17 protein-coding genes are annotated in these 14,538 nt (G+C 68.2%); 10 read left to right on the plus strand and 7 right to left on the minus strand.

Translation table 11 applies throughout. The features are described 5' to 3' along the window. Positions 1-14: 14 nt before the first annotated feature. The 4 genes from ACOZHM_RS07065 to ACOZHM_RS07080 all read right to left on the minus strand — a co-directional run bounded on the left by ACOZHM_RS07065 (position 15) and on the right by ACOZHM_RS07080 (position 3,398). Positions 15-620 (minus strand): HutD family protein, encoded by a 606-nt coding sequence (locus ACOZHM_RS07065; RefSeq protein WP_421568439.1) that lies wholly within the window; start codon positions 618-620, stop codon positions 15-17. A 14-nt stretch (positions 621-634) separates the two neighbouring features. Next, positions 635-1,354 carry a murein L,D-transpeptidase catalytic domain family protein gene (locus ACOZHM_RS07070; RefSeq protein WP_421568440.1) on the minus strand — a complete coding sequence of 240 codons (720 nt, stop codon included), beginning with the start codon at positions 1,352-1,354 and terminating at the stop codon, positions 635-637. Positions 1,355-1,380: 26 nt separating this feature from the next. Then, positions 1,381-2,436 (minus strand): L,D-transpeptidase, encoded by a 1,056-nt coding sequence (locus ACOZHM_RS07075; RefSeq protein WP_421568441.1) that lies wholly within the window; start codon positions 2,434-2,436, stop codon positions 1,381-1,383. A gap of 632 nt (positions 2,437-3,068) precedes the next feature. After that, a complete protein-coding gene (locus tag ACOZHM_RS07080; RefSeq protein ID WP_421568442.1) occupies positions 3,069-3,398 on the minus strand; it encodes a ComEA family DNA-binding protein in 330 nt (109 codons plus the stop codon). A 199-nt stretch (positions 3,399-3,597) separates the two neighbouring features. Here ACOZHM_RS07080 and ACOZHM_RS07085 point away from each other — a divergent pair, with 199 nt between their 5' ends. From ACOZHM_RS07085 to murU, 4 genes are all read left to right on the plus strand, one after another. Next, positions 3,598-5,091 (plus strand): M20 family metallopeptidase, encoded by a 1,494-nt coding sequence (locus ACOZHM_RS07085; RefSeq protein ID WP_421568443.1) that lies wholly within the window; start codon positions 3,598-3,600, stop codon positions 5,089-5,091. Positions 5,092-5,211: 120 nt separating this feature from the next. After that, entirely contained in the window at positions 5,212-5,481 is a 270-nt protein-coding gene (locus tag ACOZHM_RS07090) for a GlsB/YeaQ/YmgE family stress response membrane protein (RefSeq protein ID WP_421568445.1), read from the plus strand. 61 nt (positions 5,482-5,542) lie between these two features. Continuing rightward, on the plus strand, positions 5,543-6,568 hold the full coding sequence (locus ACOZHM_RS07095) for an aminoglycoside phosphotransferase family protein (RefSeq protein WP_421568447.1): 1,026 nt from the start codon (positions 5,543-5,545) through the stop codon (positions 6,566-6,568). Beyond that, entirely contained in the window at positions 6,565-7,266 is a 702-nt protein-coding gene (gene murU / locus ACOZHM_RS07100) for an N-acetylmuramate alpha-1-phosphate uridylyltransferase MurU (protein WP_421568448.1), read from the plus strand. The genes ACOZHM_RS07095 and murU overlap by 4 nt, the downstream gene beginning before the upstream one ends. Before the next feature lie 60 nt (positions 7,267-7,326). Here the strand turns inward: murU and hda are convergent, their stop codons facing one another. The 3 genes from hda to ACOZHM_RS07115 are packed head-to-tail and all read right to left on the minus strand — an operon-like array spanning position 7,327 to position 10,324. Beyond that, complete coding sequence (hda, locus tag ACOZHM_RS07105) at positions 7,327-8,037, minus strand: DnaA regulatory inactivator Hda (protein WP_421568450.1); 711 nt, start codon at positions 8,035-8,037, stop codon at positions 7,327-7,329. Beyond that, positions 8,034-9,203, minus strand: coding sequence for an AI-2E family transporter (locus ACOZHM_RS07110; RefSeq protein ID WP_421568452.1), 1,170 nt, complete (start codon positions 9,201-9,203; stop codon positions 8,034-8,036). Before ACOZHM_RS07110 ends, hda begins: the two co-directional genes overlap by 4 nt. Continuing rightward, a complete protein-coding gene (locus tag ACOZHM_RS07115) occupies positions 9,200-10,324 on the minus strand; it encodes a DUF2066 domain-containing protein (RefSeq protein WP_421568453.1) in 1,125 nt (374 codons plus the stop codon). The genes ACOZHM_RS07110 and ACOZHM_RS07115 overlap by 4 nt, the downstream gene beginning before the upstream one ends. Before the next feature lie 138 nt (positions 10,325-10,462). Here ACOZHM_RS07115 and purM point away from each other — a divergent pair, with 138 nt between their 5' ends. From purM to ACOZHM_RS07145, 6 genes are all read left to right on the plus strand, one after another. Continuing rightward, positions 10,463-11,488, plus strand: a complete 1,026-nt coding sequence (gene purM / locus ACOZHM_RS07120; protein ID WP_421568626.1) for a phosphoribosylformylglycinamidine cyclo-ligase — start codon at positions 10,463-10,465, stop codon at positions 11,486-11,488. 17 nt (positions 11,489-11,505) lie between these two features. Then, a complete protein-coding gene (locus ACOZHM_RS07125; protein WP_421568454.1) occupies positions 11,506-11,967 on the plus strand; it encodes a hypothetical protein in 462 nt (153 codons plus the stop codon). Between the two features lie 7 nt (positions 11,968-11,974). Further along, positions 11,975-12,412 carry a hypothetical protein gene (locus ACOZHM_RS07130; protein WP_421568455.1) on the plus strand — a complete coding sequence of 146 codons (438 nt, stop codon included), beginning with the start codon at positions 11,975-11,977 and terminating at the stop codon, positions 12,410-12,412. After that, positions 12,409-13,035, plus strand: coding sequence for a DUF2238 domain-containing protein (locus ACOZHM_RS07135; RefSeq protein ID WP_421568456.1), 627 nt, complete (start codon positions 12,409-12,411; stop codon positions 13,033-13,035). Before ACOZHM_RS07130 ends, ACOZHM_RS07135 begins: the two co-directional genes overlap by 4 nt. Further along, the gene (gene purN, locus ACOZHM_RS07140; protein ID WP_421568458.1) at positions 13,032-13,691 is read left to right on the plus strand and encodes a phosphoribosylglycinamide formyltransferase; all 660 of its coding nucleotides are present in this window, start codon (positions 13,032-13,034) and stop codon (positions 13,689-13,691) included. The genes ACOZHM_RS07135 and purN overlap by 4 nt, the downstream gene beginning before the upstream one ends. A gap of 66 nt (positions 13,692-13,757) precedes the next feature. After that, positions 13,758-14,537 carry a DUF3108 domain-containing protein gene (locus ACOZHM_RS07145; RefSeq protein WP_421568459.1) on the plus strand — a complete coding sequence of 260 codons (780 nt, stop codon included), beginning with the start codon at positions 13,758-13,760 and terminating at the stop codon, positions 14,535-14,537. The last annotated feature ends 1 nt before the right edge of the window (position 14,538 follow it).

Raw genomic sequence — 14,538 nt, forward strand, 5'->3', positions numbered from 1 at the left:
CCCAGTCGGTTCTATCAGGCGTCACTCCCGCTCAAACGAATGGCGAGCAACTCGCCACCGCCACGCAGCGCGAAACGTCTGCGCGGCCCTGCAGCCAGCCACGCGGTATCGCCCTGCTGCAGCGGCGGTAGATCGGGCTCGCCTTCGAATTCGGCCTGCCCGGCGAGCAGATGGATCGCCCACGCCGTACCGGGTTCGGTGAAGAAGAACATGCTGCCCACCAGTGGCCGGTGCAACAGCTCGGCCTCGATCGCATCGCGCCGCCACATCAGGTTGAAGTCGTGGGTCACGCCATCCACCAGCTCGCCATGCACCTCCGCCTCGCCCGCAAAGCGCAGGCGATCGTGCGGCGGCAGCAGCGTGTGCACCGCGCCGTCGGCGAAGCGCAGGCGCAGGCCTTCGCCACGCAGCAGCACCAGCTCGCGTTCGATGCCGGGGAAGGAAGAAAACGCCGCGTCCTGTTCGATCTCGGCAATCGACAGCCGCACCTGCCACGCGTCGGTGTCGGGCACGCGCAGGATCTCGCGGGTCCAGCCCAGGCCGTTGCGCCAGCGTTCGCGGCGGTACTCGAAACTCGGAATGACGCGGGTGGCAGCGCTCAGGGCAGTGGTCTCTGACATGCCGCCATTGTGCCTCAGCCGGTGCTGCCACCGCAGTTCGGGCCGAGCAGCTGCGAGCGTTCCAGCCACTCCTTGTCCGGATAATAGGCAAACACCAGCGCACCGTCGCGCAGGCTGTCGATCAACGGCCGCGCCACGGTGAGGCGCACCGCCGGGCAGCCCAGGCTGCGGCCGAGCCGCCCCTGCAAGCGCGCGATGGTGGGGTTCACGTACGGCGCACCGTGGATGACGATGGCGCGGTCGCGCGCGTTGTCGTTGAAGCCCGGCTCCAGCCCCTCCAGGCGCAGCGAATAGCCATTGCCGCCCATGTAGGTTTCCTTGGCGGTGAACGCGCCCAGGCTGGACATGAAGCTGCCATCGCGGTTGGAGAAGCGTTCGGTCTGGTTGCCGCCGCTGTTGCGGCCGTGCGCCACCCACTCCTCGAACAGCAGTTTCTGGCGCGTCAGGTCGAACACCCACATGCGCTGCTCGGTGGACGGACGCGAATAGTCGATGACGCTCAACCGGCCCGGGTCGATGCCCAGTTCGGGCCGCCGCAACGCGCAGGTCATGGCCCGCGCTGCCAGCTGCAACACCTTGCGGTCCGCATTGGGCGCGGCGCGCGCGAGCATGTCGGCCAGCTGCGCCGGCGGCAGCGCGCGCGGTGCCGGCGCGGGTGCCGCGTGGGCGGTGCCGGCCTGTGCGGTCAGCACAAGCCCGCACAGGACAACGGGGGCAAGGGAAAGCAAGCGCATCTACACGGTACCGGCGGGGGCCATCTTTACAAGGTGGACCCACCCGCGTCGGATTCCAACACCGGCTGCAGATTCTGTTCATCCGCCACCGGGCGCACCGCCGGCAGGCTGGTCACCAGCAGGGTGGTGCCCGGCACCAGCGCCTTGTACAACTGCGTGGCGAAGCTGGGCGGCAAGGCCAAGGGCAGGCTGGGCGTGGCCAGCAGGTCGGGGCTGGCGTTGCCCGCGCTCTGGCCGAGCAGCGGGTAGGCGGTCCACTTGTGCAGCTTCTGGCTGGCGTCCAGCGGGCTGGCGGCATCCGAGTAGCCGTCCTGCATCACGAACAACGTGGTGCCCTCGAACGCCGGCAGCGCCTTGGCTTCCAGGCGCGATTCGCCGATCAGCACGCCATCGCGCAGCACGTACAGGCGCTGGTCGTGCAGGCTGACCAGGATGCCGACCTGGCCGGCGGGTGCGGCGCTGTCGTTCCAGTAATGGTCCGGTGCGTCGGTGGTTTCGAGCAGCGCCTTGCCGGTGCTGTTCACCGGGGCCAGCACCGCCGGGTAGGCCAGCGTCATCGGTGCGGACTTGGCATCGGCCACCACCACGGTGTCGCCGCGTTTGGTTTCGCCGAACAGCTTCTGCGCGAAGGCCTGCGGCAGCCGCACGCAACCGTGCGAGGCCGGGTGCCCGGGCAGGTTGCCACCGTGCAGCGCGATGCCGTCCCAGGTCAGGCGCTGCATGTAGGGCATGGGCGCGCTGTTGTAGAGGTTGGACTTGTGGTCCTTGTCCTTCTGCAGGATGGTGAACACACCGGTCGGGGTTTCATGCCCGGCCTTGCCCGAGCTGATCGTGCTCAGGCCGATGGCGATGCCGTTGCGGTACACGTAGGCGCGCTGCTCGTCCAGGCTGACCACCAGCACGATCGGGCCGGCAGGAGAGATTTCCGGATGCCAGAGGAACTGGCCGGGCTTGAGGTCGGTGGGGCCGGGCTGCGCCTGGGTTGCTGCGGGCGCAGGCGGGCTGGCGGCGAGTACAGGAAATACAGCCGTGGCCAACAGGGACGCAAGTCCGAGTGTGAGCAGCGTGCGGCGCGTGAGCATGTGGCCTTCCTTCGGGTGGGTCGAGGACACGCATGGCGTGTCGCTACGCATGATGCACGATATGGAAAAACGCCATCGTCCTGCGCACGTAGAAATTCGTAGTGCCACGCCGCGCCCCATGACAGACGTGCGCCATACCGATGAACGCGTCGCCACGCGCCGGGGAACATCCGCCTCGTTAGGGGCATGATTCTGTTGCGTGGCAACCGCGCGCAGCGCGGCACAAGCATCCACCACCGCATCACCGCGGCAACGGCCAACCCACCGACGTTTAAACCCACCGGAGCTGAAACCCACCGGCGCCAACATCCGGAAATCCAACCCCAAAAAACAAAATTGCCCGGTCACACATCCCTGTGCAGACCGGGCAATCATCACATCCGTGTCGGCTTCCCGCCTTCCCCCTGTGCGTCCTGCCCAGTGTGGGTGCCGGCCATGCTCCCTGCACTCGGCCGTATATCTTTCCGCCATCCCTCCCCTTCCCGGGTCTGGATGCCACCGTCCTGGCGGATCCGCGCCATTCCTTCCGCGCCGCGTCCCTGCGTGCCGCCTCCGTGCGGCTGTCGCTGCGAGCAGGCGTCGTGCCTGTCCGCCATGACCGGCGTCATGCCGGTCGCGACCCATCCTGTTGGTCAGCGCCTTGGTACGGGTGCCGGAACTGCCCTCCTGGGCGGTTCCGCCGCGGGTGCCGTCCTGGCCCCCACCGTCATCCGTCGTCGATTCCGTTCGACCGTTGCTGTCCCTATCCCCTTCACCCGTGCCAGGTCCTCGACCCGGAGGAAAGGTCCGTGTTGTCGCCGGTACGCGACGATCGCCTGGGCCTTGTGCGGCCCCACGTTCGTCAATCCCTGCTGCAGCGTCGACGCATCTGCCGTATTGATGTTGATGCGGTCTGCCGCCAAAGCGGCTCCGGTCAACAGCAGTCCCAGCGCAAGCGCCTTCCACGAAATCCAAGGCCCCACCGTGCAGCTCCCTGTGACCCGGAACCGACTCCTGCCGGCATCCCGTCGGAGCAGTCAGTGTCCCTCGCCACATACACATAGCCTATCGTCCACATCGTCTTCACACAGCCAGCCAAATACCTGACGTGATGTAGGGAAATACCTACCCTGCGCGCAGGCGTAGAATGTCGGGATCAGATCAATGCCTTCGGAGTTGCAGATGGACAGCGCCAAACTCGGCCAATTCGTCAACGAAAAGTGGGACAACGAAATCGTCCCGCAACTGGTCGAATACATCCGTATTCCCAACAAATCGCCGATGTTCGACGCAGATTGGGTCGCCAACGGGTACATGGAACAGGCCGTCACCCTGATGGAAACCTGGGCCAAGGCACAGAAGCTGCCCGGCCTGACGGTGGAGGTGGTGCGCCTGGAAGGCCGCACGCCGCTGCTCCTGCTGGAAATTCCCGCTACCGGCGCCGAGACCGGCGACGATACCGTGCTGCTGTACGGGCACCTGGACAAGCAGCCGGAAATGACCGGTTGGGACGCCGACCTGGGCCCGTGGCTGCCGGTGCTGCGCGACGACAAGCTGTACGGCCGCGGCGGCGCCGATGACGGCTACGCCATCTTCGGCTCGCTGGCCGCCGTGCTGGCGCTGCAGGAACAGAACCTGCCGCACGCCCGTTGCGTGGTGCTGATCGAGGCCTGTGAGGAATCGGGCAGCTACGACCTGCCGGCGTACGTGGACCACCTGGCCGACCGCATCGGCAAGCCGTCGCTGGTGGTGTGCCTGGATTCGGGCTGCGCCAACTACGACCAGCTGTGGTGCACCACCTCGCTGCGCGGCCTGACCGGCGGCAACTTCTCGGTGAAGGTGCTCAACGAAGGCGTGCACTCGGGTGATGCCTCCGGCGTGGTGCCGTCCAGCTTCCGCCTGCTGCGCCAGCTGCTGTCGCGCATCGAGGACGAGAACACCGGCCGCATCCTGATCGACGGCATGCACGTGCAGATCCCGGAAGAACGCCAGGTGCAGGCCAAGCGCGCTGCCGAGGTGGTCGATACCGAGATCTTCGAGAAGTTCCCGATGGTCGACGGCCTGAAGCCGATGAACGACGACCTGACCGAGCTGGTGCTCAACCGCACCTGGCGCCCGGCGCTGTCGGTGACCGGTGTGGATGGCATGCCGCCGCTGGCGTCGGCCGGCAATGTGCTGCGTCCGTACACCGCAGTGAAGCTGTCGCTGCGCCTGCCCCCGACCGCCGACGGCAAGGCCTGCGGCGAGCTGCTCAAGGAAGCACTGCTGCGCGACCCGCCGAATGGCGCGGAAGTGAAGCTGGACCTGGAAAAGGCCTCGTCGGGCTGGAACGCACCGGACATGGCGCCGTGGCTGACCCAGGCGATCGACGATGCCAGCCAGACCTTCTTCGGCAAGCCGGCGATGTACATGGGCGAAGGCGGCTCGATCCCGTTCATGGGCATGCTGGGCGAGAAATTCCCGGGCGCGCAGTTCATGATCACCGGCGTGCTCGGCCCGCACTCCAACGCACACGGCCCGAACGAGTTCCTGCACATCCCGATGGGCAAGCGGGTGACCGCCTGCGTGTCCAAGGTGATCAGCGAGCACTACGCAGCCAGCCTGCGTGGCGAGACCAGCGGTTCGCCGGTGGCGGCCGACAGCGGCACCCGCCACGGCGGGCATGGCTGCTGCTGAACCCGGTTGCCGGGCAGAGCCCGGCGCTACGTGGCTGCCGGGCAACGCGCGGCAGTAGGGTGCACGCGGAGGGACGCAGCCTTTTGATAGGCTGCGTCCATCTCCTGCAGGAATCATGCGATGGACGGTCTGTTCGGCAGCTCCAGCTGGCTCTACATCATCCTGGTCGGCTTCATCGTCGGCCTGTTCGGGCGTTTCTTCATGCCCGGCAACAACCGCATGGGCTGCCTGCTGACCATCGTGCTCGGCATCGTCGGTGCCCTGGTGGCCGGCTGGTTCGGCCAGTACATGGGCTGGTATTCGCGCGGTGAACCGGCCGGCTTCATCGGCGCCACCCTCGGCGCGATCGCCGTGCTGGCCGTGCTGCGGCTCTTCAGCAGCAAACGCTGATCATCCTCTCCGTCCTTCCCTTCCACGCGCGCCACCCGGCGCCGCTTCGACGTACCTGTCCATGAACGATCCTGCTTCCGACCCGCTGCGCGCCGACCAACGCCGGCAGTGGACCGTCGCCGCACTGGGCGACCCCGACCTGCACCTGGACCGCGCCTCGGTCGATGCCGGTTTCCGCAGCTACTGGCGCGCCACCAGCGCGCGCGGCAGCCACATCGTGATGGACTCGCCGCCCGGGCTGGAAGACGTGCGCCCGTGGCTGCGCATGCATGACCTGCTGGAACCCAACGGCGTACGCGTGCCGCGTGTGCTGGCCCGCGACGAGGAACAGGGCTTCCTGTTGCTGGAAGACCTGGGCGGCCCAACGCTGGCGCGGCACATCGACGACGACAACGCCGATGCGTGGATGGATGCGGCGTTCGCACAGCTCATCCGCCTGCAGTCGATCCCGGTGCCCGAGGGCATGGGGTCGTTCGGCGAGGCGCTGCTGCAGCGTGACGCCGGCCTGTTCGACGAGTGGTTCCTTCAGCGCCACCTGGGCCTGCAGCTGGACTGCGGCGAGCTCGAGGAGCTGCAGCTGGCGCATCGCCGCCTGATGGACAACGCGCTGCAGCAGCCGCAGGTGCTCACCCACCGCGACTTCATGCCACGCAATCTGATGCCGGTCGACGGCGGCCCGGCCGTGCTGGATTTCCAGGACCTGGTGCGTGGACCGATCGCCTACGACCCGGTGAGCCTGTTCAAGGACGCCTTCCTGAGCTGGCCACTGGAACGCGTGGATGCCTGGCTGGCGCGCTACCACGCGCAGGCGCAGGCGGCCGGGCTGCCGGTGCGGCCGTGGCCGCAGTTCCTGCGCGATGCCGACTGGATGGGCGTGCAGCGCCACCTGAAGATCCTGGGTCTGTTCGTGCGCCTGCGCGACCGCGACGGCAAGGGCCATTATTTCGACGATGCGCCGCGCTTCATCCGCTACCTGGATGAAGTATTGCCGCGCCATCCGGAGCTGGCGGGCTTGAACACGCTGCTACAGGAGCGGATCAAGCCGGCGATGGCCGCGCTGGCGCTGCCGGTATCGAGCCGCGCATGAAGGCGATCATATTCAGTGCCGGCAAGGGCGAACGCATGCGTCCGCTCACGCTCACCACGCCCAAGCCGCTGCTGGTGGCCGGTGGCAAGCCGCTCATCGTGTGGCATCTTGAGCGGCTGGCCGCGGCGGGCTTCCGCGACGTGGTGATCAACACCTCGTGGCTGGGTGATCAGTTCGCGCCCGCGCTGGGTGATGGCAGCCGCTGGGGCGTGCGCCTGCACTTCATCGATGAAGGTGCAGTGCCGCTGGAAACCGGCGGCGGCATCCTCAATGCGCTGCCGGTACTGGGCGATGCGCCGTTCCTGGTGGTCAATGGCGATGTGTGGACGGACGTGGACTTCGCCACGTTGCCCCCACAACCGCAGGGCGATGCGCACCTGGTGCTGGTAGACAACCCGGCGCAGCATCCACGCGGGGATTTCATCCTGCGCGGGGACGGCACGGTCAGCGATGCAGGCGATGCGCCGCGCCTGACCTATGCCGGTGTGGGCGTGTACCGGCCCGCGATTCTCGACGGATGGCGCGCCGTGATCGGCGACACCGACGGCGCCGCAGCGAACCCGCCGCAGTTCGGCCTCGCCCCGCTGATGCGCCACGCCATGGCGAACGGCCGGGTCACCGGGCAGCATCATCAAGGATGCTGGACCGACGTAGGCACGCCGCAGCGGCTGGCAGATCTGGATGCAACCCTGACGTAGAGCCACGCCCTGCGTGGCTGCACGGTGCCGACAGGAAGAGCAGCCACGCATGGCGTGGCTCTACAACCGGTGCGAACCCTCTTCCACCACCTGCCTCAAGAACGGCACGGTGATGCGCCGCTGCGCGGCGAGCGATTCGCGGTCCAGCCAATCCAGCAGACTCACCAGACTGCCCAGTTCGCGCCCGGTGCGGGTGAGCAGCCATTCAATGGCCGGCTCGTCGATCGACAACCCGCGCCGCGCCGCACGCTCGCGCAGCACCGCCGCGCGGCCTTCATCGTCCAGCGGCTGCAGCACCACGCGCACGCACTGCTGCAGGCGCGAACGCAGGTCAGGCAGCACCAGGCCCAGCTGGTCCGGCGCGTGTTGCGCGGTATACAACAAGGTGACGCCGGCACTGCGCGCGCGGTTGTGGAAATCGAACAGCGCCACTTCGTCGTCGCGCTGCCCGGCCACTGCATCCAGTCCATCCAGAGCGACCAGGTCGCGGCCTTCCAGCGATTCCAGCGCGGCGCGGGTGCGGCCCACCACCGCCTTCAGCGGCAGGTAGGTCGGCTGGCGGCCGGCCTGTTCGGCCAGCGAACACATCGCCAGCGCCTGGTGGGTCTTGCCGGTGCCGGCCGCCCCCTCCAGGTACACCCAGTGCTGATCCGCGCCCACGGCGATCGCGCGCAGCTGCGCCAGCGCACCGTCGGGTGCACCGATGAAGGTCTCCAGTCGCTCGTCCTGCGGGTAGCGCAGGGCGAGCGGCAGCTGCGGAACGACGCTCACTTCAGATCCGGACCCTTGGAGGTATCGACGATCAGGGTCGGCTTGTCGATGTACGAATCGAGCACGATCGCGGTCGGCTCACCGGCATACAGCTCGCTCTCGCGGTAGCGCAGGTGCGCATAGCGCAGCAGCACGTTGCTCACCGCCGCCACCGGCAGCGCCAGCAGCATGCCCAGGAAGCCGAACAGCTGGCCACCGGCCATCACCGCGAAGATCACCGCCACCGGGTGCAGGCCGATCTTGTCGCCGACGATGCGCGGGGTCAGCACGTAGCTTTCCAGCAGCTGGCCCACGGTGAACACTACGCCGACCAGGATCAGCAGCTTCAGGTCGAAGCCCTGCGCCTGCACCAGCGCGGCCAACACGGCCATGACGATGCCGGTGGTGGCGCCCAGGTACGGAATGAAGCTGATCAGCCCGGCAATCAAGCCGATCAACAGACCCAGCTTCAGGCCCACCAGCGACAGCCCGATCGCATAGATCAGGCCCAGCGCCACCATGACCAGGAACTGGCCACGGATGAACGCGCCCAGCACCTCGTTGGACTCACGCGCCAGCTTGGTGATGGTGCCCACGTGGTTGCGCGGGATGGTCGAGGCCACGCGTTCAACCAGCTTGTCCCAGTCGCGCAGGAAGTAGAACGCCAGGATCGGCAGCAGCAGGATGTTGACCACCCAGGTCACCATCGCAAAGCCCGAACGCGAGACGTAGCCGAAGAAGGTCTTGGCGAAGCCGCCCGCCTGTTCCCAGTGGCTGCGCACCCAGTCGATCAGGCGGTCCGGCTCCAGCCACGGCATGATTTCCATGCCGGTCTTCTGCTCGAACCACGGAATGGCGTTCTGCATCAGCCATTGCTGGGCCTGCGGAATGGCCGCGATCAGGGTCGAAATCTGGCGCTCGATCATCGGCACCAGGATCAGCAGCGCGGCGGTGATCACCAGCACCATCGCCACGAAGACCAGCACCACACCGGTGTTGCGCGAGCGGCCGGTGGCCTCGATCCGGTCCACCAGCGGGTCGCCCAGCCAGGCCAGCGCCAGCGCCAGCACGAACGGGGTCAGGATCGGGGCCAGCAGCCACACCACCCAACCGATCGCCAGGGCCAGCAGGATGTATTTGACGCGGCGCAGGAACTGCGCGATTTCGGCTTCCGGGGTGAGGATCATCGCAGGCGGTACTCGTTGCTGGCAGGCGGCGGCGGGGTGCTGCCGGTGGCGTCTTCGTCGATCGGCACCGGCAGCGGTGCCAGCGGCACGATCACGCCGTTGTCGCCCAGCATGCGGTTCAGCCCGGCCAGGCCGGCGGTCATTTCCAGCGAGAGCTCCAGGCGGTTGCCCGAGGCGCGCAGCGGGGTGATGTTGCGCACCACCGGGTTCTCACGCAGCCCTGCAGCCAGGCGCATGTAGTCCTCGGCGCTGTCCAGCCCGGTCACGGCGATGGTGTAGGTGCCGGCCGCCCCGGTGGCCGCACCGGCCTTGGCGTAACGGCGCACCAGCGCATCGGCGGCGCCGTCGGCGCCGCTGGACATCGCACGGCGCGCGTCGGTGTCCTTGACGGTCCACTTGTTCAGCTCCTTGCCGCCGTCCACGAACACCCAGTCAGCCACCCAGCCGCCGCTCTTGTCGCGGTACAGCTTGCCCACCAGCTGCATCGGCGGGGCATAGCGCGACGAGGCGCGGGCCACTGCCGCGGTGTCCTGGCGCCAGATCGCCCCGACCAGGGCCTGTTCGGCGGCGCTGCCGGTGGGCAGGCCCAGCTTGTAGCCGCGCTCGACGGCGCGGTTCAGCAACGGGCGGGCCGCATTGGCCTGCGCCACCGTGACCAGGCGCGGGCCACTGCCGTCATCGATGGCCAGCCAGATCACCGGCTTGGGCCGCGGCTGCGGCCACAGCGGCAGGCCCAGGGCCGAGATCAACCCGTCCACGTCGTCCTGGCGGAACCGGGCCACCAGCATGGTGCGGTAGCTGGGGGCGCCGCTGGCCGAGGTGCTCTGGTCCTGGCGGTAGTCATAGCTGGCCACGTAGTTCTTGGCATCGCGCAGGGCCTGCATCACCCCCGGGCGGGTCATCACGCTGCGGTCGCCGGACAGCTTGGCCAGCACGTTGCCCAGCGCGCGCGCCATGGCGCCGCCGCGATCGGAATCGCTCTGGCTGTTGACCGGCACTTCGGCCTCGTAGGCCCCGCTGGCCGTGGCCACGTCGCCTTCGGTACGCAGGCCGCTCTGGGCCATCGTGGCCACCGGCAGGCACAGCGCGAGGAACATCATTACAAAGAGGCTGCGGCGCATCAGGACTTCCATTGAGCGTATCCGGGGGGAATTGTTGCCCGAATAGGGCCTGCGCGCCAACGTGGCCTGTTAAAATCCCGCTTTCACCCCAGCGCAGCGCCGACGCCCGTGACCAATTCCCCGTCCAACCCCTCCCCCCTGACCTACCGCGACGCCGGCGTCGACATCGACGCGGGCAATGAACTGGTCGAGCGCATCAAGCCGCTGGTAAAGCGCAGCTTCCGGCCGGAGGTGATGGGCGGCCTGGGGGGGTTCGGCGCCCTCTTCGACCTGTCCAGCAAGTACCGCGAGCCGGTGCTGGTGTCGGGCACGGACGGCGTTGGCACCAAGCTGAAGCTGGCACAACAGCTGGGCCGGCACGACACGATCGGCATCGATCTGGTCGCCATGTGCGTGAACGACGTGCTGGTGCAGGGTGCCGAGCCGCTGTTCTTCCTGGACTACTTCGCCACCGGCAAGCTTGACATCGACACCGCGGCGGCGGTCGTGGGCGGCATCGCCAACGGCTGCACCGAGGCCGGCTGCGCGCTGATCGGCGGCGAGACCGCTGAAATGCCCGACATGTACGCCCCGGGCGAGTACGACCTGGCCGGCTTCACCGTGGCCGGCGTGGAGAAGAGCGAACTGAAGGACGGCGCCAGCGTGGCCAATGGCGACGTGCTGATCGGCATCGCCTCCTCCGGCCCGCACTCCAACGGCTACTCGCTGGTGCGCCGCATCTACGACCGCGCCGGCCGCCCGGCCGAGCTGGAGCTGGACGGCGGGGTCAAGCTGGTCGACGCGCTGATGGCGCCGACCCGCCTGTACGTCAAGCCGATCCTGGCGCTGCTCAAGACCCACGGCGCGGCGATCCACGGCATGGCCCACATCACCGGTGGCGGCCTGACCGAGAACATCATCCGCGTGGTGCCCGAGGGCCTCGGCCTGGACATCGACGCCTCCTCCTGGACGCTGCCGCCGGTGTTCCAGTGGCTGCAGCGCGAAGGCGCGGTGGCCGACAGCGAGATGTGGCGCACCTTCAACTGCGGCATCGGCTTCGTGCTGATCGTCGCCCCGGACCAGGTAGCCAGCGTGTCTGCCGCCGTCGAGGCCCAGGGCCTGGCGCAGTGGACCATCGGCAAGGTCACCCCGGCCGATGGCGCCGAACGCGTCCGGATCGGCTGATCGACCAGGAGAACGGCATGGACGCACCGCTCCCCGACGCACCCTCGACGCTGTCTGCCGAAGACGCCTCGCAGCTCCGGCTGCTGTCGATCTTCCATTACGTCGTGGCCGGCCTGACCGGGCTGTTCTCGCTGTTTCCGCTGATACATGTAGGCATTGGCATCGCCTCGCTGACCGGCGCGATGCCCATCAACAGCAACGGCGGACCGGCGTCGCCCGGTGAGACCCAGCTGTTCGGCTGGATCTTCATCGTGATCGGCTCGGTCCTGATCCTGTGCGGACTGTCGTTGGCCGGGTTCATGGCCTATGCCGGACGCTGCCTGGCGCGCCGCCGCCGCCACACGCTGTGCCTGGTGGTGGCCGCGCTGTCGTGCATGCTGATGCCGCTGGGAACGGTGCTGGGCGTATTCACCCTGATCGTGCTGCTGCGCCCGGCGGTGAAGGCCGCGTTCGACGCGCCTTCCTCTACCCTGCCCTGAGGCTTCCATGTCCACCACGCCCCCACCGCTGCCCACGCCGGGCCGCTGGACGCAGATCCAGGTCGCTTCGCACCTGCATTCGCTCAAGATCCTGTTCTATGTGCTGGGCGCAGTAGAACTGCTCATCGCCCCGCTGTTGCTGCTGGCCGCCGTGGCCGGCTATGTCAGTGAGAGCAAGAGCGCCAACCCGGATACCGCCCCGGTGCTGCTGCTGGTGCTGCTGGGCCTGGCCGCGCTGGTCTACGCCGCCCTGGGCACGCTGAGCATCATTGCCGCGCGGCGGCTCGCCGCCCGCCAACAGCACCGCCTGTGCATGGTTGCCGCCGGCCTGGCCTGCCTGGCCGGTGCCCTGGGCATCGCACTGGGCGCCTACGCGCTGTGGGCCCTGCTGCGCCCGGAAGTGCAGGCCAGCTTCCTGCCACCGGACAGCACGGTCATTGCATGACCGCCGGCCGCGTGGGGGTTGCGAAGAACGCCAGCTTTGCCACCGTGCTGGTGGTGTTTGCCGCCACCTGGATCCACCCGCTGTGGCCGGTGGAACAGGGGCTGCACAGCTCGCTGACGGTGGTCGGCCTGGCCGCGCTGTGGTGGGTCGACCGGCGCTGGCCGCTGGGCGGCGGCGCGTTCGCCGCCATCTGCGGCTTCATCGCCATCCACTGCATTGCCGCGCGCTGGCTGTATTCCAACGTCCCGTATGACGCCTGGCTGCAGGCCGCGGTGCACTGGTCGCCGAATGCCGCCTTTGGCTGGCAGCGCAATCATTTCGACCGGCTCATCCATTTCCTCTACGGCGCCTGCTTCACGCCTGCCCTGCTGCAGCTGGCGCGACACGCCTGGCCGCGCCTGGGGGTTGGCCAGGCGTTCGCGCTGGCGCTGCTGACCATCATGGCGTCGAGCCTGGTGTATGAATGGTTCGAGTGGGGCATTGCGCTGCTGCTGTCGCCCGAGGCGGCCGAGTCGTACAACGGACAGCAGGGCGATATGTGGGATGCCCACGCGGACATGCTGCTGGCCACCGTCGGCGCGCTTGTCACCTGGCCCCTGTTGAAACGTGGAGCATCGAAGTGAACGCTCGCAGCCGTATCGCGGTGCTGGCCTCCGGCCGTGGCAGCAACCTGCAGGCCATCGTCGATGCGATCGCCGCCGGCACGCTCGACGCCGAGGTGGTGGCGGTGCTGTCGGACAAGCCCGAGGCCTCGGCGCTGCTCAAGGTCGCGCCGGACCGGCGCTGGGCGCGGTCGCCCAGGGATTTCGCCGACCGCACCGCGTTCGACACCGCGCTGGGCGATGCCCTGGCCGGGTTCGCACCGGACTGGGTGGTCTGCGCCGGCTACATGCGCATCCTGGGCGAGGCCTTCGTGCAGCGCTTCAGCGGCCGGCTGGTGAACATCCACCCCTCGCTGCTGCCGCTGTACAAGGGCCTGCACACCCACGCCCGGGCGCTGGAGGCCGGCGACGCCGAGGCCGGCGCCAGCGTGCACTTCGTGGTCCCCGAACTGGACGCCGGCACGGTGCTGGCGCAGGCCCGGGTGCCGGTACTGCCCGGCGACACTGCCGAACAGCTGGCCCAGCGGGTGCTGGCGGTGGAACACCCGTTGCTGATCGCCAGCCTGCAGTGGCTGGTGGCCGGTCGCGTGGCTGAACGCGACGGACAGCTGCAGGCCGACGGCCACCCCCTGTTCAGTCCGCTGCGCCTAGATTGCGCCGGAGAGCTGCACCGATAGCCGGACGCACACGCGCCGCTGACCCGGACGCTGGCATCCTCCCTCCTCCCCCGTTGCTGCGCGCGCATGAAAACGACCCTGTCCAAGCCTGTGCTGCTGATTGCGTCCCTGCTGTGCACCGTTGCCCTGGCGCACGCGCAGGAACCGCCGCCGCCGGAACTGCCCGTGCTGCCGCCCCCGGCGGTGTGGGATGCGCCACCGCTGGAGCCGTTCACCGCCACCTACCAGGCCTTCTACAAGGGCAAGGAAGCCGGCGATGCGACCATGCGTGTCACCCACACCGGTGGTGACCAGTGGCGCGTGGACATGCAGGTGGTGGGGCGCCGCGGCTTCGCCAGCGTGCTGGGCCTGAACCTGGAACAGAGCACGGTGTTCGAGAAGCAGGGCACCACCTATGTGCCGCTGAGCCAGGCCACGGTGCGCAAGGGCCTGTTCCTGGGCAAGAAGGTCACCGGCACCTACGACTGGAAGGCCGGCACCGCACAGTGGCTGGGCGACCTGAAGAAAGAGCGCACGCAACCCATTCCGCTGCAGCCGGGCGACCTGAGCGCGCTGCTGATCAATCTGGCCATCATGCGCGACGCGCGGCCGGGTGCACAGTTGCAGTACCGTTATGTCGACGTCGGCCGGGTACGCCAGCACACCTACCAGGCCGCGCCGGACACCGAGAACGTCCAGGTCGGCGAGCTGTCCTACAACGCGCTGCGGGTCTACCGGACCAACGGCGGCAACGACGAAACCATCCTCTGGATCGCCAACGGGGTGCCTACCCCGGTGCGCCTCCTGCAACGTGAAGACGGCGAAGATCGGATCGACCTGCGCCTGATCGAATACCAAGGAGTTTGAG

This window comes from Stenotrophomonas sp. PD6, from assembly GCF_049199305.1.
Taxonomy (GTDB): domain Bacteria; phylum Pseudomonadota; class Gammaproteobacteria; order Xanthomonadales; family Xanthomonadaceae; genus Stenotrophomonas.

Coding starts and splice junctions, on each gene's coding strand:
- ACOZHM_RS07065 (WP_421568439.1), bottom strand. CDS start 620: ATGTCAGAGACCACTGCCCTGAGCGCTGCCACCCGCGTCATTCCGAGT.
- ACOZHM_RS07070 (WP_421568440.1), bottom strand. CDS start 1,354: ATGCGCTTGCTTTCCCTTGCCCCCGTTGTCCTGTGCGGGCTTGTGCTG.
- ACOZHM_RS07075 (WP_421568441.1), bottom strand. CDS start 2,436: ATGCTCACGCGCCGCACGCTGCTCACACTCGGACTTGCGTCCCTGTTG.
- ACOZHM_RS07085 (WP_421568443.1), top strand. CDS start 3,598: ATGGACAGCGCCAAACTCGGCCAATTCGTCAACGAAAAGTGGGACAAC.
- ACOZHM_RS07090 (WP_421568445.1), top strand. CDS start 5,212: ATGGACGGTCTGTTCGGCAGCTCCAGCTGGCTCTACATCATCCTGGTC.
- ACOZHM_RS07095 (WP_421568447.1), top strand. CDS start 5,543: ATGAACGATCCTGCTTCCGACCCGCTGCGCGCCGACCAACGCCGGCAG.
- murU (WP_421568448.1), top strand. CDS start 6,565: ATGAAGGCGATCATATTCAGTGCCGGCAAGGGCGAACGCATGCGTCCG.
- ACOZHM_RS07110 (WP_421568452.1), bottom strand. CDS start 9,203: ATGATCCTCACCCCGGAAGCCGAAATCGCGCAGTTCCTGCGCCGCGTC.
- ACOZHM_RS07115 (WP_421568453.1), bottom strand. CDS start 10,324: ATGCGCCGCAGCCTCTTTGTAATGATGTTCCTCGCGCTGTGCCTGCCG.
- ACOZHM_RS07125 (WP_421568454.1), top strand. CDS start 11,506: ATGGACGCACCGCTCCCCGACGCACCCTCGACGCTGTCTGCCGAAGAC.
- ACOZHM_RS07130 (WP_421568455.1), top strand. CDS start 11,975: ATGTCCACCACGCCCCCACCGCTGCCCACGCCGGGCCGCTGGACGCAG.
- ACOZHM_RS07135 (WP_421568456.1), top strand. CDS start 12,409: ATGACCGCCGGCCGCGTGGGGGTTGCGAAGAACGCCAGCTTTGCCACC.
- ACOZHM_RS07145 (WP_421568459.1), top strand. CDS start 13,758: ATGAAAACGACCCTGTCCAAGCCTGTGCTGCTGATTGCGTCCCTGCTG.